The organism is Novipirellula aureliae, from assembly GCF_007860185.1.
Lineage (GTDB): Bacteria > Planctomycetota > Planctomycetia > Pirellulales > Pirellulaceae > Novipirellula_A > Novipirellula_A aureliae.
Genome location: NZ_SJPY01000003.1, coordinates 235,808 through 256,234 on the forward strand (window position 1 = coordinate 235,808; position 20,427 = coordinate 256,234).

Consider the following 20,427-nt stretch of genomic DNA (forward strand, 5'->3'; position numbering starts at 1 on the left):
TCTAACCACCAGTCCACAAATATGAAAATCAAAGTCGGCATCATTGGTGCGACCGGCTACACCGCTTTGGAAGTTGCTCGCCTACTACAGTCCCATCCAAACGCAGAGATTGTTGCCGCGACAAGTCGCGCGGAAGACGGGAAATCTTTGGCGGAAATTCATCCCTCTTTGGCTGGCCGGCTCGACGTGCCGATCGAAATGCTCGATGCTCAGCGGATCGCAAAGAAGTGCGATGTCGTGATGTCATGCTTGCCGCACGGTGCGTCCGCCGAAACCTGTAAACAATTGGTCGAACAGGGTACGAGAGTCGTCGATTTCAGTGCCGATTTTCGTTTGTCCAACCGCGAACTCTATGAAAAATGGTATGGCGTAACACATCCTTGGCCTGAGCGGATCGGCAAGACCGTTTACGGGTTACCCGAATTCTACGCCGACGCGATTCGTGATGCCGACTTGGTTGCCAACCCCGGGTGCTACCCGACGTCCGTCATCCTGCCACTGGCTCCGTTGATCGCGGACGGTTTGATCGAGGCCGATGACATCATTGTCGACAGCAAAAGTGGTGTCAGCGGCGCAGGACGTTCGGCGAAGGTCGCAACGTTGTACTGTGAAGTCAACGAATCGATCGCAGCTTACGGAGTTGGCGCACATCGTCATCAACCCGAGATGGCCGACTTGGTTCATCGGATTGGTGGCAAGGCCATCTCGTTATTATTCACGCCCCATTTGACGCCCATGGATCGAGGAATCTTGTCGACCATTTATGTGCGGCCAAGTGCAAAGGCAACGGCAGCGGATTTGCTGAAACGATGGGAATCACAATACGCGGATTGCCCCTTCGTCACGCCAGTGCCGCATCTACCTTCAACCAAGCATGTCGCAGGAACCAATTACGTCCAAATGACAGCTCGTGACGCAGGCGGCCGTATCGTGCTCGTTTGTGCGATCGACAACCTAGCGAAAGGAGCCAGCGGAGCGGCGATTCAAAACATGAACGTGATGTTCGGGCTCGATCAAACCACCGGTTTGCTGCAATAGTGGATCGTCATCCTCGCTGAGACACGGGATCATAAAAGATGAAGATTTGGGTCGACGCCGACGCGGCACCAACGGATGTCAAGGAAATTGTGTTTCGTGCCGCAAAGCGATTGAATGTCGCTACGGTATTGGTAGCGAATCGACCGATCGCAATCCCTCCATCGGCAACCACCGTCTCGGTCGTCGTCGTCCGCGAGGGTGCCGACCAAGCGGATCGTTACATTCACAACAAAAGTAACGCAGGCGATATCGCTATCACCGCTGATTTGCCGCTAGCTGGGCTGCTCGTTGAAAAAGGACTGTTCGTCATCGACCCACGCGGTGATGAGTATTCGCCCGATACGATTGCGACCCGACTATCGATGCGCAATTTCATGGATGATTTGCGTGGGGAGGGGATGGTCGTCGGCCGCAGCCATCCTTACAGCGACACGGATAAGAAAGCATTTGCATCAACTTTCGACCGCTTGTTGACCAAGGCGACCAGAAAGTAATTCGGTCAACACGCCAAGCAGCGCCAGCCGATAACATTCCGCGACCGCGAACGATACAGTTTGCCAATCAATGATCGTCAACCGCCGCGGTCGGGATAGCTTCCTCAGCGACCATGCTGACAATCCCACCTCGAATGGGATAGACCTCCGCCCCGTCACAAACCATCAAAGCGGCATCGATTGGCTGAGTAATCTTTTGGTCACCCAAGTCGCGTAGTTCACCACGTTTCACGGCTTCGTTAAGCTTGCTAACGAGCGATTCGGGTGCCAATTGCATCGTTCGGCGACTACGCGGGCAGCGTAGCAATTTCAGTAATTCCTTGTCGATCATTGAATTGTCTCAGCTAGAGGGGATAGGATTCCGAAATAAACAATAGGGGCATCGTATCGTACTAAGAATTCGAGTGCGGACGAAGCTAACTTTTTCGAAGTTCTTTTCGCTTATCCGCTAATCTGCGAGGAATTGCCGTGAAAACTCAATGCTTTTTTGAGTCGACCCAACTGGCTTTAGCAAAGTTTGCAGTATTCTTGTATTTTTTTCCCCTGCTCTTGTTTTACGCGTTTGATCCACTCGCCGCTGCAGCGCAAACGGGAAGCGGTTACTACACCAATCCTGAAACCGGCATCGTTTACCGTCAAGTCACCAAGACGATCGAGCGACCTGTGGTTGAAACCAAAGTCAACAAGCGAGAGCAGACGATCTATCGCCCCGAAACGGTAACCGAAACGAAGCCGGAGACACGAACCGTCTACACACCTGTCGTCGAATACGCTTGGGAGCCACGGATGGAAGGACGATGGAATCCGTTCAAACCACCCGTGGTTGCGTATCACCATGTCCCGCGAACGCGTTGGGAAAGTCGAAACGAAGTCGTTCACCGCCGTAGCAGCCGGACTCAATGGGTTGCCGAAACGCGAACCGTCGAAGTTCCTCAGCAAATCGTACGGATGGAGCGAGAGCAGAAGATTGATTACGAACCGATTGGCCGCGTCGCATCGCCGCCGACGAGCACCGAGTCAGCGATCGCATCGCGGCTTCGACCACTCGATCCCAACACTCCCATCACACCGTTAGCAAACGCGATTGCGCAATCGCCAACCTATTTGCCACCACGGATCGCGGCGTCGACGGTCGGGCAAATGCAAAGTGATCCGCCTCGCTCACCAAGCCAAATGGGTATGCCCGCTAGCGACATGTCAACGGGCTCGAGCGGCGGCTACCAATCCACGTTGCCGCCATCATCGAGCGGCAACGGAATCGCTAGCCTACCAAGCTTACCACTTTGGCGTTAAATTCTAGGGCGGTGTTTTCTAGTGTTAGAAACCTAAAGTTCCATCCGGTCGCATGCGACCGGAAAGTGAGCCGACAGCCCGCTAGCGCCATCGGCTCACATGCTATCATCTGCCGTCGCTTCGCGACGACCGAATCAACCAATAACACCGATAAGAACAATACTCTTCATGTCACCTGAAATCGAAAGCGTCGTCGCATCACGTTACTCGGCGGCCGCCGAGGCGGTCGAACCCGCCCTGTGTTGCCCTGTCGACTACGACACACGCTATTTGAAAGCGATACCTCAAGAAGTGATCGACCGGGATTACGGTTGCGGTGATCCTTCGCGGTACGTTCACGATGGTGAAACGGTACTAGATCTGGGTAGCGGTGGCGGGAAAATCTGCTTCATTGCCTCCCAGGTCGTTGGTCCATCCGGGCGTGTGATCGGCGTCGACATGAACGACAAAATGCTCACTCTCGCTCGAGAAAGTCAAAGTGCGGTTGTCAAGAATATCGGCTATGACAATGTAAAATTTCTGAAAGGCCGTATCCAGGATTTGGCAATCGACCGAGACAAGGTGGACGAATTTCTCAAAGCGAAGCCAATCAGCGATGAGGTATCGCTGCGCGAGTTTGAATCGCATATTAGTAAGATGCGTCGTGAAGCACCGATGATCGCGGACAACTCGATCGATGTCGTCGTATCGAATTGTGTTTTGAACTTGGTAGACACCCACGAGAAAGCACAGTTATTCGAAGAGATATTCCGAGTTTTGCGAATCGGTGGCCGGGCGGTCATCAGTGACATCGTCAGCGATCGAGAGATTCCCGATCACCTGCAAAAGGATCCGGATCTTTGGAGCGGATGTATCTCCGGCGCTTTTCAAGATACCGATTTTTTAAACGCGTTCACAAGTGCCGGTTTCTATGCTACGGAAATGGTCGTACTGCAACGGGAACCATGGCAAGTCGTCGAGGGAATCGAGTTTCGTTCGGCAACGGTCATCGCCTACAAACCAGACCTTTCCGAACCAAGCGACGAAGCATTGGATGAAGCAGAACCGTGCATGGTCATCTATCGAGGTCCCTTCGCGGCCGCACGTGACGAATTCGGAACCGAGTACTGGCGTGCGGAACCGGCCGAAGTGGATCGCCGAACGTTTGAGCGGATCGCAAACGGCCCTTATGCAGATCAGTTTGTCTGCATCGAGAGCGATGGAAAGCAGAGAATCAAGCAACCGCGTTCTTTGCCGGTGGCAACGAAATGCTGCTGAGAGAGAGCTCGAGTGAGCAGTACTTGTTGTGAGCAGTACTTGTTGTGAGCAGTACTTGTTGTGAGCAGTGCCTCTTGCCGAGCACCGGTCATCAGGCGGGCGTTGGACGTCCGTAATAATATCCTTGACCGAGATGGAATCCGAGATCGACACAAGCGTTGGACTCCGCTTCGGTTTCCACGCCTTCGGCCAATGCGAGAATATCGAGATCACAAACCATATTGACTAGGTTGGACAACATTTTTCGTCGGACCACGTCCGCTTGATCGATACCGCGAATCAGTGAAATGTCGAACTTGACAATATTGGGACGCGCTTCGATGAGTTCGGCTAGCCTGGCTTGGCCAGAACCAAAGTCGTCGTAAGCCAATTTGATATTAAGATCTTTGAGCGCCGCGACAAGGTTTTTCATCACCTTGGGGTCGGTCACGGTCGACTCGTGTATTTCTAAGACAATATTTGCATTGCCTGCCATTTCTCGCATTTGGCCAAGCGACTCGATGAGCCCCTCGTGGTGGTCGATTTCTTTAGGATGGGTGTTGACGAATAGTTGTGGGTTATCGCTGAATTCGCGTCCGATACGAATCCCTTCCCAACGCAAAAGTTGGCTCAATTCCACCTCCAAGCTGAGTTGCTCGGCAGCTTGAAACATTGCCCCGACCGACTCCAGTCCAAACACACTGCCACGGCCTAAAATTTCATGCCCAATGATCAAGCGTTGAGCCGACTCGTTCGCTTCACACGACAAATCAATGATGGTTTGAAAATGAGGTCTGACAAGTCGTTCAGCCATGAGGCGGTCGAATTGTACCAACGCCAATGCTTGGTCACAAATGTTTTCGGCGTAGGTCCCATTGGTCGCGGACGTGGCCGATTGGCGATAGATCCGAAAAGGGGCCTCGGCAAAATGGATCAATTCATCTTCGCTGATTTGCACGGACTCGTGAGGTGTAACCCGTCGACCATTGATATAGGTGCCGTTAGTGCTTCCAAGATCCTTCAGCCAAAGGCTTCCCTGATGGATACTGAGCGAGGCATGTTGTCCACTGACGGTGCGAAATTGAAGTCTCAACGAGACGCCTGGCTTTCGGCCGATCACGTAGGGTTCATCATCGATCGGCAGGTGGATAATCGTCTCGCCCGGCTGGGTCGGCCCAGACAAAAACCAAACGTCGTCCACAGGCGTGGAACTACGTCGCAAACGATTTAACGTTGAATTGTCGATCGGGGGCATGGGCTATGGACTCGCTAGACAAAAAGATGGTTTTCCAAACAAATCTAGGTTGTATTTGCGAGTATGTGAACAAAACATCCATTTTTTGGACACTTCTTCGTGAACGCCATCGCCGATTGCCGCAAAACGTTTGAAAAGGCTGCGTTTTCGTCCTTGTTCTTGAGTGTCTGGGAGTAGGGGTACGAGTACGGGTACGGGTACGGGTAGGGGTAGGGGTAGGAGTAGGGGTACGAGTAGGGGTACGAGTAGGAGTAGGAGTAGGAGTAGGAGTACGAGTACGAGTACGAGTACGGGTACGGGTACGGGTACGGGTACGGGTACGGGTACGGGTACGGGTAGGAGTAGGAGTAGGAGTAGGAGTAGGAGTAGGAGTAGGAGTAGGAGTAGGAGTACGAGTACGAGTACGAGTACGAGTACGAGTACGGGTACGGGTACGGGTACGGGTACGGGTACGGGTACGGGTACGGGTACGGGTACGGGTACTATTTCCTGGGGCGAGTGTTCATGAGGCGATTGGTTAGACAAACAACGTTCGACAAACGACTTTTGTTTCTCCTGGCAAAATTCTCGAAGATTGCTGAAGCTTGTATGAATTTGCAAGCTAGGTTTGGACGGAAGTCTACCAATCGAAATCCGTCTTCTGGTGGAGGTCGTGCTTCCGAACGTCAATCATTCCGCAAAACCAAATCAATCGTTATGAACGCTATCGCCACGGACACTCAATCGTTTGAGCCGAGCTTGTTTGGGGGACTCTTCTCCGATGACACGTTTTGGCCGACACAGCCTCGTGACATGGCTGAAACGGGGCTAAGCGAAGCCTTTGTCGAAGGCTTGCTTCTAAAGATTTTATTGGTGGCTGGAACCTTAAGTGGGCGGAACTGTTCTGAAAGGATTGGGATACCGTTTCGCATCATCGAACCTATGTTGGGCTTATTGCGAACTCGCAAAATGGTCGCCCACGTTCGTCCTGCCCCGTTCAACGATTATTACTATTCGCTCACGGACGCAGGTCAAAAAAATGCGCAAACTCAGATGCAGCAGTGCAGCTACGCCGGTGTTGCACCGGTGCCATTAACAGACTACGTCCTTAGCGTCGAAGCTCAAGCGGCCGGATTGGAGCCGATTGATCGCGACCAACTTCGTGCGGCGTTATGCGATATCTCTTATCAAGAAGAGCTGCTCGATCATCTCGGACCGGCCGTGAACAGCAATACGGGAATGTTCTTGTTCGGACCTCCTGGAAATGGAAAAACGACCATTGCACGCTGTTTGACGCAATGTCTTGGTCAAGAAATCTGGATTCCCCATGCCATTCTCGATGACGGCAACTTAATCAAACTTCAAGACGACGCCTTCCATCGCCCCGCACCGGTTCCAGACGTGGATGGAGAAATTTTAAAAGGTCAAGAATGGGACCATCGCTGGATTCGCATCCGGCGGCCGACCGTTGTTGTTGGTGGCGAATTGGTCATGGAAAACCTCGAGGTTCGTCATGACTCACGATCGAACATCTGTGAAGCACCCTTGCAGATGAAAAGCAATTGCGGATGTTTGCTGATTGACGACTTTGGAAGGCAACGCATTGCACCTGAGGAACTATTGAATCGATGGATCATACCACTCGAGAATAAAATTGATTACTTGACGCTTCCGACAGGAAAGAAAGTTCAAATCCCGTTCGAACAACTGATTATATTTTCTACCAATATCGACCCCAGTTCTTTAGTGGATGAAGCATTCTTGCGAAGAGTTCCCTACAAGATATTTGTATCGGATCCGACTCGCGAAGAGTACCGGAGATTGATGCAAGGCGTGATCGATAAGCTGGGGTTCCCCGAAACCCCGCAAGCCGCCGATTACCTGTTCGCCTTTTACGAAAAGAGTGGCCGCAACATGCGCCGTTGTCACCCTCGCGACTTGTTGACTCAAGTGGCAAATTTCTGCAAGTATCGAAGAATACCGTTCGTGCTCAGTCCCGAGTATCTCGACAAAGCCTGCAATAGCTATTTCAACAAGTTGTAGTTAGCGGTGTCGTCAATGACATTTCTCCATTTCTATTCCGTCCAATGTTCCCAAGTTGCTTGTAGCGATGACCACGACGAAACAACGAAGAATCTGCACCGGCTATGAACCGATCCCCGGATATCGTCTGGAGAAATTCATCGGGAAAGGCGGTTTTGGGGAGGTGTGGCGCAGCAACGCTCCGGGCGGGATTAAGAAAGCGGTCAAGTTTGTCTTTGGTGCGCATGATGAACAACGCGCGGAACGAGAGCTGAAGAGTCTCGAACGAATCAAGAGTGTTAGACACCCGTTTCTATTGACGCTCGAGCGTTTTGGGATTGTGGATGACCAATTGGTTGTCGTCACGGAATTAGCCGATGGTTCTTTGGAGGACGTGTTTCGTGAGCATCGTGATCGTGGTTCGTGTGGCATTCCACGCGATAAGTTGCTCTCTCATTTGCATGATGCCGCAGACGCCCTCGATTACTTGCACCAGGAGTACCAGCTCCAGCATTTAGACATCAAACCGGGCAATTTGCTAATCGTGGGTGGTCATGTAAAGGTCGCCGACTTTGGCCTATTGAAGGATCTCCGCGATGCCGATTGTAGCATCGTGGGTGGTTTGACTCCGGCATACGCACCGCCGGAAGTGTTCGATGGTCGCCCGAGTCTCCATAGTGATCAATACAGTTTGGCGGTGATGTACCAGGAACTGCTGACGGGAACTCGCCCCTTTACAGGCCGGACGATTGCCCAACTAGCGACCCAGCACGTTCACAATGCCCCCGACCTGGAGCCATTGCCTCCAAGTGATCGGCCAGCCGCCGCTCGTGCACTCGAGAAAAACCCAGACCGGCGATTTGCGAACTGCCGAAGTTTCATCGAAGCGATGATGGCATCGCCCAACAAGCCTATCACGATTCGAAGTCACGATAGCGAACTCGCGAGCGATGAAACCGATGCTAATTTTCACGCGGCGATGAACCCGAAATCGGTCGCGGACCTACCGTCGCTTGGTGACGGGAAAGTGGGCAGACGCGTTCAAACGATTTCGAAAGTACTGCTAGTTTCCCTGGGCGGAGTGGGTGCCGAGGTGCTTCAGGATCTGAGAGGTCGTATTGCGAGTTTACATTCCGCAAGTCCAATCGAGCTTCATTCGATCCTAATCGACACGGACTCGGCCACCATCGACGCAGGAAGGATTGCCAACAGTATCGATGCTCTGCCACGTTCCGAACTCGTCCACATCCCGCTTCGACCTCCGCAGCAGTATCGCGAATCCATTTCAAACCATCGCTTGCAGACATTGTCACGTCGTTGGATCTACAATATCCCGCGTTCGTTACAAACCGAGGGAATGCGTCCGCTTGGACGGCTGGCGCTCGTGGATCACGGATCCAAGGTGATCGAAGCGATAAGCCGAGCGGTAACCAGATTAAAAGCGGATGGAAACAATAACGAAAACCTAAAAGTCTTCGTTGTTGGATCGCTCTCGGGTGGCACAGGAGGCGGAATCTACATCGATGTTGTGCATTTGCTGCGTGACGTGCTCGACAAAAATGGGATGGAACAAGCGACGATATTGTCAATGTTGGCATTGAAAGGGCTCGTTCATCACCCCAGTCTATCCTTGGCCCATCACGATGCCCATTCCGCCTTGCTGGAGATCAATCACTTCATGCAGCCCGGAAATGGTTATCCAGGTGACATTGGTGCCGGTTGGCCAAGTGTTCCAGCCGCTCGAACGCCGCTGAAGGATGCTTACTTGATTGCCAGCAATGAGTTGGATAGCAACGCGCCATGCCCAGTTCAAATCATTGGGGACTACCTGTGGACCGATACCACCGGCGCGGGTGCACTCCTAGAGCAAGCAAGGCAAACCGATTTGGATCCATCCAAATCAACAATCGATCAACCGCAATTGCGTTCGGTAGGCATTGTTCCACTCGGCGTTTTACGTCGTCCGGAAGAAGAAATATTGACTCCGGCAACGGCTCGCCACTTGCTATTGACATGGTTGGGGCATCCTGCGGAAGCGAAACTCAAAGCGAACGATCTGTTCCGTCGCTTGCTACGGCGGTGCCGATTCGACAGCGACGACTTGATGAAGCTCCTATCGAGTGAGTTTGAGTCGGAGCAGTCCCCCGGTACGATGGAGATCGTTAGCCGATGTAGCCAGCTTCACACATCGGAGAATGAAGAAAGTGATCTTCTGCAATTGGGGGAGATGGTAACCGGGTGGGCTTTCGAGATACTCGACCGGCCTCACATCGCCGAGTGGATTAACGACATCACACTCCGATTGACGCGAGAATTATCAACTCGCTTTACCCATGAGCGGCTCGATGTAACAACAGCACTTGAAACGCTTCAATGCTTGAGGCAGTTCGTGGAAAGCGAAGTGAGTCGACTTCGCACCCATGCTGAATCGATGAATGAGAGCGTATTGGAGGCAGATTTGAAATTGCCTCCTGAAAGCACTTCCTACTATGAAATTGCGAATCGACTGATTGAGTCAATGGTCTACCGTTTGGCATCAGAATTGGCGAGCCAATTCGCCAAATCGATCATTCGCTTGAGCGAAAAACTACGCGATTTGGCGACGACCTTCGCCGTGGTCATTTCAACTCTTTCGGAAGGTCGCGACGCGACACAGAATCCATGGGATGCGATGCCAGAGCCGATCGCATCGCAGTATCACGACATCGTTTTGGAACTTCATAAAGAACTCGTATCATCCGTCATTGTTCGATCACTTCCCGAAGGTAGGATGTTGCCCGATCCAACGGCGTTAATGCAGCGGTTGACCGAAGCTGCATCGCCATTAATAGGACGGACCTTGGCGCTCGGTGGGGCATCGTCGGCAGCATCCTGCACGCTTGGATCACTTGAATCGTTCGACCAGGCAACCCAAATGATGGACCGAGGCACGAACGCCTCGCTCGAGAGGATCAACAACAGTCGGACCGAATCGGCTCCACTCTCCTCGACAACCGGGACCAGTCTTGGCATAAAAAAATGCGGAATTCAAGGCGAAGAACCACAACCTGTCACCTCGATGGCGACGGCAATGCAAATGGTCCGTCCTGGACTTTTGGATTATGGCGGAGTCCAACGATTGATATTGTCCGTCGGAACACATAGCGAACAAGTACGACTTGAAGCCGAACTAAGACAATATCATTCAGGCGAGTTGACCGTAATGGTCATTCCTGGAACAACCGCAAAATTGATTCACGAGGCACAGCAAATCGATTTATGTGAAGTCATTGCCAGACTATCGACACTGAATGCGAGCAATGCCCAGTTAAGCAGTCGGCTGATGACTCGGTCGGACATCCATTGGCGAAAATGCGAACGACCGAGAAGGTAGTTTCAGTAGGCGAGTCTTTCCGAGCTTCGCCTTTTTCAGTGTCTTGGAGAGACGTCAATGCGTTGGAGTTGCACTCGAAGCGAGAACGGTTCATATTATGAAGTGGTTTCGTGAATATTCCACTCCACCTCTCCGGACACTCACAATGAAATGGTTTCCCGGCGTTTTCGTACTCCTGATACTCACCGCTTTTCATGCAGACGTTCAAACTTGCATCGCCAACGAAGCGGCGGAAGATGCGAAGAAGACGACTGCAGAACCGCGTGAGCAGCGAATTGCAAACTATTTAACGGGCGCCAAATTTATTGGCCATTTCACGGTCGACGGTGCAACCGCAAAAGACTTAAAACCTGAACACTACACCATTTCAAAGTGCGAGAAATTACCAACCGGTTCGATGTACCGATTGACCGTTCGCATTAGGTACGGCAACATCGACAGCGAAGTCCCGATTGATCTGAAAATTGTCTGGGCTGAAAACACGCCGGTTATCTCTGTTGAAAGTCTCACCATCCCTGGCTTGGGAACCTTTGCGACTCGAGTCGTTATCCATCAAGGTCGCTATGCCGGCACGTGGCAACACGATGAAAAAGGAGGTCACTTGTTTGGGCGGATAGAAACGGCAAGCGAGCGAGAATCGAATGATACCGACTCGGAGGATGTGGTTGTCTTTGAAGAGGATTTCGAAGATGGCTTGGACGCTTGGGAAATTCTCGATCCCGACTCTTGGAAACAGTCAACAAAGAATGGCAACACAACATTCGAAATCACCGCGAGATATGGCAAATACAAGCCTCCCGTTCGCAGTCCTCTACATGTTGCATTGATCAAGGATTTGCAGCTTTCCGATTTTGACATCACGTTCAAAGTTCACAGCACATTGGACACAGGGAACCATCGTGACTGCTGCGTGTTCTTCGCTTATCAGGATGACCATCATTTCTATTATGTTCATCTGGGAGCTAGACCCGATCCCAATAGCGGTCAAATCATGATCGTCAACGAAGCGTCACGGCGAAATCTAACCAACAATGAAACGCCTACCCCGTGGGACAACCGTTGGCATGTCGTACGATTGGTACGCAATTCACAATCAGGTTTGATTGCTATCTACTTTGATGACATGCAGACCCCGCATATCCAGGTGACGGACAAGACATTTACAACCGGTCGCATCGGAATTGGTTCCTTTGATGACATGAATGAATTCGATGACATCGTTGTTCGAAAACGAAAATAGATTTCCGGGAAAGTGAACCAACAGCATGGCGAAACGAAAAGCGGAAGTGACGATGCGCACCTTTGGAATCTATTCGCACTGGGATCCGCAATCGAAAGAGCTACCCGCATTTCGTGAATCGACGACCCGCATCGAAGCGATCGTCGGCGTGGAATTTGGTTTCGTCATTCATCTCGAAGGAGCGAAGAATCAGCTTCTACAATACTGCATCGACCATCCGGGAATTCTAGATGCGGATGGCAACCGACGTCCACCGTTCGATGGCAGCATCTATGTCAAACAGAACGTTTGGAATTTCTATCTAGGTGACACCATCTGGGAACCGATCAAAGACAAAGTCGGTAATTGGCACTTGTCGGCAAGCCTGGACGGAAAGGTGGTAGCGGAAAAGACGTTCGAACTGTTTGAACGGTGATCCACCGGCTAGGCCGTGCTCGCCCGCAGGCGAGGTTGTTGTCACGATCAGTGATCGTTGTTGGTTGACGGTTTTGGTTTCTTCTCCGCATACGAATGGTGCGGCTACGATCAGTGTCTGCAATGCCTGACCGTCTCTATTTGGCCACCAATCAAAACGCGACGGGCAAACGCATGTTCCTACCGATGAGGAAAAAAACATATCGAAGTAGGTTGAGCTGTTTTTGAAGAGTTAGGCAACTACGCCAAGAACACTTCCTAAGATCCTTGCATTTCAAATTCTTCGACGATGGTCGGGTCGTCAATTGAACTTTCGATTGCGGCATCGGCGTTGTCCGCAGGGATCAGTTGGTGACGATCGCCGTTGGGCAAAATCAACTCAGCTGAACGCAGTGCGTAGGTTTCACCGGGAACCGACTTGTCTTGTTGGACCACCAAAACGCCAGTCCCTTTATCGCCTGCGATATCAAACGCAATCGCATCCGGTTTTTCCTCGATGGCTGCAGCCGTTTGCGAGTAGTTCATTTTAATCGAAGCGATCTCGCCAATATGTTCCTGGATCGTAGGATCCTCGGCCACCTGATTCTTAATTTGGTCACCGATCATGCCTTGGGCCATTTGGAACAGGTAGTACCCACCACCGCAGCAGACGAGACCACCGACGATGGTCAAAACGCCCAATGTCCCCAAGACCCAGAGCCATGGATTGCTTTTCTTTGGCGGCAATTGATGTGGCGGCAGTTGGCCGGAAGAGAAAGTGGATTGTGGATTGCGTGGAGCAGCGTTGGGATTGTGAAAAGGTTCGTCGGAATTCATCGAGAGACAACTATCCTGGGTTCAAAAGGGTGCAGACTAAGCCTAAACAATAGTAAAGCGTCCATCACGCATTGGCACTAGCTCCGTTCGCTCACAAAATCGAGAAAAGATGGTAGCAAAAACAGCGTCGGAGCATTTACCGACCGCTAGCTTACAAAAGAGCTCTGCGTAAAAAGCTAATTTGGGGGCAGATCCGTGCCAAGCCAGCAGGTAACGGGGCAAGTTCCCACGTAAAGAGGCTAGGGGGAAAGCCCGAAAAAGTGGTGTCTTTATATTTGCTGAATTTTTGGATATCCTAATGCGTAGTCTAAGGCGGGTGATACGGATTCCTTGTTTTGGATAAGGAAGCTCAGGAGCGGATTCGCGGTAGGATTGCCGCGTCTTTTCTTGATGCAGGGTGTGGTAGGTAGACACCGGTTGAAATGTTGAAGGGGCTGCGATTCGGTTTCGTTGTCCGTTCAAAACTCTCACGTGATTCACAAGGGGAATCGATTACATGACAAAGTGCAAGTTAGAGTACATCTGGCTCGACGGTTACCAACCCACCCAGAGCCTTCGTAGTAAAACGATGGTTGTTGAAGATTTTAGCGGCAAGGTCGAAGACGCAAAAATGTGGGCTTTCGACGGCTCCTCGACCGAGCAAGCCCCGGGCGGAAGCAGCGACTGCCTACTTCAGCCCGTATTCGCCTGTCCCGATCCGGGTCGAATTGGCGGAAACAGCTACCTCATCATGTGCGAGGTTCTCGATTCCGAGGGCAACCCACATCGCACCAACGGTCGCGCAACGATCAAAGACAAGGATGACGATTTCTGGTTCGGTTTTGAGCAAGAGTACACCATCTGGAACCCTGATCTCAATAAGCCGATCGGTTTCCCAGTCGAAGGCTTCCCCGGTCCGCAAGGGCCTTACTATTGCAGCGTCGGCCACGGCAAAGCGGTTGGGCGTGAAATCGTCGAAAAGCACTTGCAGATGTGCCTCGATGCCGGTTTGAACGTGGAAGGCATCAACGCCGAAGTCATGATGGGGCAGTGGGAATTTCAAATCTTCGCCAAGGGTGCCCAGCGTGCAGGCGATGAAATTTGGATTGCTCGCTATTTGCTAGAACGAGTCGCCGAAGAGTACGAAATGAGTATCAATTGGCACTGCAAACCGGTCCAAGGTGACTGGAACGGTAGCGGCATGCACGCCAACTTTAGCAACACCACGCTGCGGACTTGCGGCAGCCAAGAGGTCTACGAAACGATTTGCAAGGCGTTTGAACCTCGTATCAAGCACCATATCGACGTCTACGGTGCGGACAACGATCAACGATTGACGGGTCTTCACGAAACGCAATCGATCGACAAGTTCAGCTACGGCGTTTCTGACCGCGGTGCATCGATCCGTATCCCCATCACCACCGTTAAGAACGGATGGAAGGGCTGGTTGGAAGATCGTCGTCCTGCGTCGAACGCAGACCCCTACATGGTCGCCAGTGCCATCATCACGACGGTCAAGAGTGCAACGGTCCCTGCGTCCGCGTAAGCACACAGCAAACCAAGTTTTGAAAGAAGCCCACGACACGAAAGTGATCGTGGGTTTTTTTTCGTTTTTTCGTTTTTTCGATCTTTTTTCGTTTTTTTGATCCTCGCGTAGCAAATGTCGCTCGGCTCTCCGAGCGACATGACGCAAATTGCATCGATTCCCTCATTTCAGGGACTTCTCGTGATTTATTTTTTTGAAAATCCCGTGAATAGATATAATAGGGAACAAATCCGGCAAGTTTTCCGTCCTAGTTCAATAACGCATTTAACTCTTTTCTCAAGCACTCGCTTCGATTTCTGGCGATTTGGCCACTGGAGGCCTGCGTCTGTATGGGCTCCGCCCGTTTGAGGTCGACTTGGTAAACCTTGCGGGTTGTGCCGTTTTTATTTGTCGCAGCGTTTATAGGTGGTCGACGAAGGAGAGAAGACAGGCTGCCTTGTCGTTGATTTGATCAGAAATCCCATCAGATAACCCTCACGTTAAGTTTTGAGAGACCCCATGCCGCGCAATCCCGAGACCCCCTCGACTGCCGCTAATTCGCAAGGAAAATCGACCAAGAGCCGCCGTAGCGTGCTTGGCCGACTGATTCATCGGCTCGGTTTTAATGCCCAGATGCCGCAATCGGCGGACCGTGGACGACTGCTGCTCGAATCGCTCGAACCTCGGCAACTGATGGCAGGCGATACACCACTTCTGTTTACCGATGGTTCGGTGGCGGTCGACTCTTCACCGGCACTTGCCAGTATTAGCTCGATGACCGGTTCGCAGATCACGCAAGCGGGTGGTGCCGAAGGGGAACAGGTTGCGGAAGGGGAAGCCCAGCCTGATCTGGTGCAATTTGCGAAGGATTTAGCACAGTCGGGAGCCGTTTTTTATGGTGCCAGTTGGTGCAGTTCCTGTTCTTCCCAGAAGGCTCTTTTCGAAGACGGCAAAGACAACTTACCATTTGTCGAAGTCACCAACCCGGATCGTACGCCAAACAGCATCGCAACGACCGAGGGCATTACCGTCTATCCGACTTGGATTCTGGGCAACGACAAACGGCTCGAGGGAGTTCAAACGCTTGAAACGCTAAGCAGTGAGAGTGGCGTCCCGATCCCGCTGAGCGACCAGCCCATCTTTGAAGGGATTGGTAACCAAACGGTCCAAATTGGAGCGCCGTTGCATATCCCGGTCGACGCTTACGATCCCGATGGTGGCCCGCTAACCGTTTCGGTCTCGGTCGACAATCCCGACCTGCTTGAAGCGGTCGTCCTTCAAGGCAACCGATCGATTCGCATCGACATGGAAACCTACGGCGACATGGTATTCGAATTGTTCGAACAGCGAGCGCCGGCGGCCACCGGGCGTATCATCGAACTGGCGAATTCGAGTTTCTACGATGGAATCCTCTTTCACCGCGTGATCGACAATTTCGTGCTGCAAGCGGGCGATCCAGGTGCGGACAACCCTGCGACCGCTGGTACGGGCGGATCGGACCTGGGGGATTTCGATGACCAATTTCATTCCGAACTCGTTCACACCGGTTCCGGCGTCTTGTCATACGCCAAAGCGGGCGATGACACCAACGATTCTCAGTTCTTCATTACCGAAGGCGCTCAGCGGTTCCTCGATTTCAACCACATGGTTTTTGGACAATTGGTCGAAGGCGAGGATGTCCGCGAAGCGATTAGCAGTCATGCGACGAGCAGTAGTCGACCAACATCGGACATTCGAATCAACTCAATCGATGTTTTTGACGACACCGAGAACTCGGTGGTGATGCTCAAGGCCAAAGGTAACTCGACCGGAACCACCAATGTCACCATGACGGTTACCGATCAAGATGGCAACACGTATTCGGAGACGTTCGCCGTTGCGGTCACTCAAGACAACTCGAATAGCCAACCCTTCTTGGGCGCGGTTACCGATCCAGCCGTGACCCAGACGGGGAACGCTGCAAACCTTCAGCTAACGAGTACGGATGTTGAGGGGGATGTGGTCAATTACTTCATTGAATCCGTTAGCACTCCCAATGTTGGCACCATTTCGGTAACGCCCGACACGAACCAAAGTTCGAGCACGTATGGACAAAGCCAAGTTCTAATCAGCCCCTCAACCGGCTTCAGCGGTCCAGTTCAAATTCAGCTTCAAGCGATGGAAGCGGGAGCGACCTACTTTGCGAATTTGCAGACCAGTGCCACCGACGCATCGATCACGATCGATGCGGCTAGCGGATTACTGACCGTCACGCCGACCACCGGTTCGACGGCTTCCATCCGAGTTGCTGTCGGGGGCATCAGTAGCAGCAATAGTTTGGTCGATCTCTTTGCGACAGGGATCACGAACTCGTCGATGGGAAGCGCCACGGTCAATGCGACCTCAGGGTTGGTGACGACAAATGCTGCCTCTGGATTTACCGGAACGATGAGCGTCACCACAGGCGTAGCACCGGGTGTTGGTATCAGCGGCCATGCGTTTGCCGATCGAGACACGCAGCAGGTGGCGTTTGCTTTCCAAAACAATGTGGTCGCGCCGCCAACAGCGGTTGATTTGGCTGCAGCAAGTGATTCCGGCGTCAGCAATTCGGATAACATCACTTCGGCAGCCTCCTTGTCGTTTACGGTGAGTGGCACGATCGATGGGGCCACTGTCGAACTCGTCGACACGAATACAGGAGAGGTGATCGGGACGGGGGCAGGGACGGGCTCGACCATCACGATCGTGACAAGCAACATTGCCGCGCAGGTGGATGGAACCTACAACATTGCTGCACGACAACGTATCGGTTCGACCAATAGTGCGCAAACGACGCCTATCCTAGTAACCTACGACACGACCATGCCTGCCTCCGTTATCGCAACGGCGGTAACCCAAGCCAACGTCGGCCGGCAGTACACAACCGATTTGAGCAGCCCCGAAGAGGGCAATGGATTGGTTTACGGGTTAAGTGACTCGCCGACTGGAGCGACGATTAACGCGGCAACGGGTGAAATCACGTGGACACCGACAACCACTCAGACAGGCGTGCAGGCCTTTTCATTAACGCTGACCGACCTTGCGGGAAACACGCGGAATGAAACGCTGAACGTCACGGTCGCAGGCGAACCGGATGCGGAGATCAAATTGACGATCACCGATTTGCAGGGGCAGCCCGTTACGAAGTTGCAAGTTGGACAACAGTTCTTACTCAACCTGATCGGCGTTGATGCACGTGACGAAGAATCGCGAGCCGGGATCTTTGCGGCGTTTGCGGATATCTTGTATGACAACTCATTCATCCAGCCTGCATCAGGGGCGACAATAACGTTTACCGACCGTTTCCCGACCGTTCAGAACGGCGTCTTCTCCAACGGACTCATCGATGAGATTGGAGCGGCAACCGATCGCTTGACCCCCAGTGAATTGGAAGATAGCCTGATTGCGACGGTACGAATGGAGGCCCTCAAAACGGGATCGGTAACGATTCGGTCGGAACCAGCCGACGCGTCGGGTAGCGAAGTGCTGCTGTACGGCCAAAACGACCGGATCTCTGCGGACGCGGTCGCTTATGGATCGGTTACCGTCGCGATTGGACAGAACTTCACCGTCGCCAACGACACGTTTACGGTTGCCGAGGATTCGGCTCCGGGAACGTTTGATGTGCTTGCCAATGATCAAATCATTTCCGGCACTGGCACGCTGACGTTGATGTCAGTGACTCAGCCCACGAGTGGTGCCGCATTGAACATTACCAATGGCAAGGTCGGCTATCTGCTCGACCCAGACTTTAGTGGTGAATTCGAATTCACCTATCGGGTCCGCGATGACGAAGGGATTCAGGAAACGGCGACGGTGACCGTAACCGTCACACCAACCAACGATCCACCCGAAGGCGTGGACGACACGTTCAACGTCGACCAAGGATCGCGCAACAACACCTTTGATGTTCTTGCGAATGACACCAGTGGCGGTGAGCCAAGTGAGACATTAAGCGTATCGACCGTCAGTACATCGACTTCGGGCGCTACGATTACGATCGCTGCCGACGGCAAGTCGATCGTCTACACCCCTCCAGCGTCGTTCACAGGGACAGACACCTTTACTTACACCGTGTCGGACGGCAGCTTAACCGATGTGGTGGATGTGATCGTGACGGTTGCTCCGGCCGACCCACCGCCGACTGCAGTCGATGATTCGTTCACCGTCGTTGAAGATGCTGCCGAGGCTGCCTTTGATGTGCTCGCTAACGATACGCGTGATGCGTCAAATGAAGCATTCGTGATCGACTCGATTCAAACGCCTAGTCAGGGCGGAACGGTTCGCAAAAGCGATGACGGGACCCAGTTCTTTTATACACCCAAAGCGAACTTCAATGGCACCGAACAAGTAACCTACACCATCCGTGATACCGGCGGTGGTCTATCGGTCGCAACGGTCACGTTTACGGTAACAGCCGTTAACGATGCTCCGCCCGTTGCTAACTCAACGGTCAACATCAACCGTGGTGGTAGTGAAAAGGTGGTTTTGGAAATCGGCGATTTGCCAGCCAACGTCGACTCAGGGGAAACGCTAACGTTTTCGAATTTGGGAACACCGACCGCAGGTGGCACCGTGAGAATCGACTCCGCCACCGGATCGATTTTCTATACACCCTCGTCAGCGGACTTCACAGGTACCGACACCTTTACCTATACCGTCAACGACGGATCGTCGTTGACCAGCAGTGGAACGATTACGATCGAGGTATCGAACTTCACCGAACGTGATTTGACATTGCTTTTTGATGAAGCTGGTGTCCAGGCTGCACAGATCTCTGGGATTATGCTTCGCGGTACCGATGAACTCGGAGGGATCGTCGAATTGCCTTTGAGCGTGGTGGATGGAAAGGCAGTGTTCGAAAATATTTTGCCAGGCAACTACACCGTCGACCTGCCCTCCATTCCATTCTTCTCCAATACATCAAGTGCACAGCAGATAGCGGTCACGAGTTTACCCGAAGAGGGTGATGCTTCCGTCAACGTGTCGATCGGAACGTTACTACCAAGTTATATCTCGATTCGCGACTGGCTGGGGTCAACACCTCGAAAGTCATTGTTGCTAGCTGTCGAACCAGGTCAAACGAGCGTTTTGTCACTACCTTCTGCGGCAACCGACACCATCGTCGATGCTTCGGCTGATTTGGATAGCAGTGGCCAGGAATTGACGATTCGTGGAACTCGTACGGTCACGAATTCTTCGACGAGTGAGACCACAACGCAGTCGATCGAAACGACGTTACCGACGGAGAATGATCGCCGCGTGCAATCGCGAGGGCAGGCTGGCCAGATGCGGTTGTATCGAGTGAGTGTCGAAGCGGACGAGACAAGTTTCCAAACGGTCACCAGCGACTCGTCGACCGCCAGCACGGCAACCACGACGGCGGAGGGTGAAAGCGTTGATGCCGTGAGTGCGTTTGCCCCACAATCGGTCACACTTGGTGGCGTGCAGGCGGAGGGCGAATCTTTGGCCGCTTCCTCCGTTTCGCTAGCGGACGTGTTTGTGCCCGATGCGGTCAATCCCGAATGGGTCAAGACCTCGTCGTCGAGCGACCCTTCAGCAAGCGAGGGGGGGACGGACCGAGTGGCAGCGGTCGATGATGCGATGCAGGATGTGGCGTCCGAGTTGTCGAGCTACTCGAAGTCGGCAGACGCGGTGGCTGAGAACTCCATCACAGCCGACATGCTCTCGGGTGACGCGATTGACGCGGCAATTTCAGACGCGATTTAGGGGGATCGAGACTCC

13 protein-coding genes are annotated in these 20,427 nt (G+C 52.7%); 10 read left to right on the forward strand and 3 right to left on the reverse strand.

Annotated features, from left to right (window positions below; genetic code table 11):
• The first annotated feature begins 21 nt into the window (after positions 1-21).
• Together argC and Q31b_RS10200 are read left to right on the forward strand one after the other, a co-directional pair.
• Positions 22-1,038: an N-acetyl-gamma-glutamyl-phosphate reductase gene (gene argC / locus Q31b_RS10195; protein WP_146599590.1), complete on the forward strand. Its 1,017-nt coding sequence runs from the start codon at positions 22-24 to the stop codon at positions 1,036-1,038.
• Between the two features lie 38 nt (positions 1,039-1,076).
• Entirely contained in the window at positions 1,077-1,532 is a 456-nt protein-coding gene (locus tag Q31b_RS10200; protein WP_146599591.1) for a YaiI/YqxD family protein, read from the forward strand.
• A 67-nt stretch (positions 1,533-1,599) separates the two neighbouring features.
• Here the strand turns inward: Q31b_RS10200 and Q31b_RS10205 are convergent, their stop codons facing one another.
• Positions 1,600-1,863, reverse strand: a complete 264-nt coding sequence (locus Q31b_RS10205) for a hypothetical protein (RefSeq protein WP_146599592.1) — start codon at positions 1,861-1,863, stop codon at positions 1,600-1,602.
• A gap of 137 nt (positions 1,864-2,000) precedes the next feature.
• On the opposite strand from Q31b_RS10205, the gene Q31b_RS10210 reads away from it, so the two are divergent.
• Together Q31b_RS10210 and Q31b_RS10215 are read left to right on the forward strand one after the other, a co-directional pair.
• Positions 2,001-2,825 (forward strand): hypothetical protein, encoded by an 825-nt coding sequence (locus Q31b_RS10210; RefSeq protein WP_146599593.1) that lies wholly within the window; start codon positions 2,001-2,003, stop codon positions 2,823-2,825.
• 168 nt (positions 2,826-2,993) lie between these two features.
• Positions 2,994-4,082, forward strand: coding sequence for a methyltransferase domain-containing protein (locus Q31b_RS10215; RefSeq protein ID WP_146599594.1), 1,089 nt, complete (start codon positions 2,994-2,996; stop codon positions 4,080-4,082).
• Positions 4,083-4,173: 91 nt separating this feature from the next.
• On the opposite strand, the gene Q31b_RS10220 is transcribed toward Q31b_RS10215, so the two are convergent.
• Positions 4,174-5,316: an EAL domain-containing protein gene (locus Q31b_RS10220; RefSeq protein ID WP_146599595.1), complete on the reverse strand. Its 1,143-nt coding sequence runs from the start codon at positions 5,314-5,316 to the stop codon at positions 4,174-4,176.
• Between the two features lie 696 nt (positions 5,317-6,012).
• Here Q31b_RS10220 and Q31b_RS10230 point away from each other — a divergent pair.
• The 4 genes from Q31b_RS10230 (at position 6,013) to Q31b_RS10245 (ending at position 12,345) form a co-directional block, all read left to right on the forward strand.
• Positions 6,013-7,338 (forward strand): AAA family ATPase, encoded by a 1,326-nt coding sequence (locus Q31b_RS10230; RefSeq protein WP_146599596.1) that lies wholly within the window; start codon positions 6,013-6,015, stop codon positions 7,336-7,338.
• Positions 7,339-7,405: 67 nt separating this feature from the next.
• Positions 7,406-10,690: a protein kinase domain-containing protein gene (locus Q31b_RS10235; protein ID WP_146599597.1), complete on the forward strand. Its 3,285-nt coding sequence runs from the start codon at positions 7,406-7,408 to the stop codon at positions 10,688-10,690.
• Between the two features lie 145 nt (positions 10,691-10,835).
• Positions 10,836-11,930, forward strand: a complete 1,095-nt coding sequence (locus Q31b_RS29485; RefSeq protein WP_315860388.1) for a hypothetical protein — start codon at positions 10,836-10,838, stop codon at positions 11,928-11,930.
• 25 nt (positions 11,931-11,955) lie between these two features.
• Positions 11,956-12,345, forward strand: a complete 390-nt coding sequence (locus tag Q31b_RS10245) for a DUF3859 domain-containing protein (RefSeq protein WP_146599598.1) — start codon at positions 11,956-11,958, stop codon at positions 12,343-12,345.
• A 257-nt stretch (positions 12,346-12,602) separates the two neighbouring features.
• Here Q31b_RS10245 and Q31b_RS10250 read toward each other — a convergent pair whose 3' ends face one another.
• On the reverse strand, positions 12,603-13,160 hold the full coding sequence (locus Q31b_RS10250; protein WP_146599599.1) for a hypothetical protein: 558 nt from the start codon (positions 13,158-13,160) through the stop codon (positions 12,603-12,605).
• Positions 13,161-13,656: 496 nt separating this feature from the next.
• Here Q31b_RS10250 and Q31b_RS10255 point away from each other — a divergent pair, with 496 nt between their 5' ends.
• Positions 13,657-14,685 carry a glutamine synthetase beta-grasp domain-containing protein gene (locus Q31b_RS10255; protein ID WP_146599600.1) on the forward strand — a complete coding sequence of 343 codons (1,029 nt, stop codon included), beginning with the start codon at positions 13,657-13,659 and terminating at the stop codon, positions 14,683-14,685.
• Between the two features lie 498 nt (positions 14,686-15,183).
• The gene (locus Q31b_RS10260; protein ID WP_146599601.1) at positions 15,184-20,412 is read left to right on the forward strand and encodes an Ig-like domain-containing protein; all 5,229 of its coding nucleotides are present in this window, start codon (positions 15,184-15,186) and stop codon (positions 20,410-20,412) included.
• The last annotated feature ends 15 nt before the right edge of the window (positions 20,413-20,427 follow it).

Excerpts from the sequence above, each read along its gene's own strand:
- Q31b_RS10220 (WP_146599595.1), bottom strand. The coding sequence starts at position 5,316 with ATGCCCCCGATCGACAATTCAACGTTAAATCGTTTGCGACGTAGTTCC.
- Q31b_RS10245 (WP_146599598.1), top strand. The coding sequence starts at position 11,956 with ATGGCGAAACGAAAAGCGGAAGTGACGATGCGCACCTTTGGAATCTAT.
- Q31b_RS10215 (WP_146599594.1), top strand. The coding sequence starts at position 2,994 with ATGTCACCTGAAATCGAAAGCGTCGTCGCATCACGTTACTCGGCGGCC.
- Q31b_RS29485 (WP_315860388.1), top strand. The coding sequence starts at position 10,836 with ATGAAATGGTTTCCCGGCGTTTTCGTACTCCTGATACTCACCGCTTTT.
- Q31b_RS10250 (WP_146599599.1), bottom strand. The coding sequence starts at position 13,160 with ATGAATTCCGACGAACCTTTTCACAATCCCAACGCTGCTCCACGCAAT.
- Q31b_RS10230 (WP_146599596.1), top strand. The coding sequence starts at position 6,013 with ATGAACGCTATCGCCACGGACACTCAATCGTTTGAGCCGAGCTTGTTT.
- Q31b_RS10200 (WP_146599591.1), top strand. The coding sequence starts at position 1,077 with ATGAAGATTTGGGTCGACGCCGACGCGGCACCAACGGATGTCAAGGAA.
- Q31b_RS10255 (WP_146599600.1), top strand. The coding sequence starts at position 13,657 with ATGACAAAGTGCAAGTTAGAGTACATCTGGCTCGACGGTTACCAACCC.
- Q31b_RS10260 (WP_146599601.1), top strand. The coding sequence starts at position 15,184 with ATGCCGCGCAATCCCGAGACCCCCTCGACTGCCGCTAATTCGCAAGGA.
- argC (WP_146599590.1), top strand. The coding sequence starts at position 22 with ATGAAAATCAAAGTCGGCATCATTGGTGCGACCGGCTACACCGCTTTG.
- Q31b_RS10205 (WP_146599592.1), bottom strand. The coding sequence starts at position 1,863 with ATGATCGACAAGGAATTACTGAAATTGCTACGCTGCCCGCGTAGTCGC.
- Q31b_RS10235 (WP_146599597.1), top strand. The coding sequence starts at position 7,406 with ATGACCACGACGAAACAACGAAGAATCTGCACCGGCTATGAACCGATC.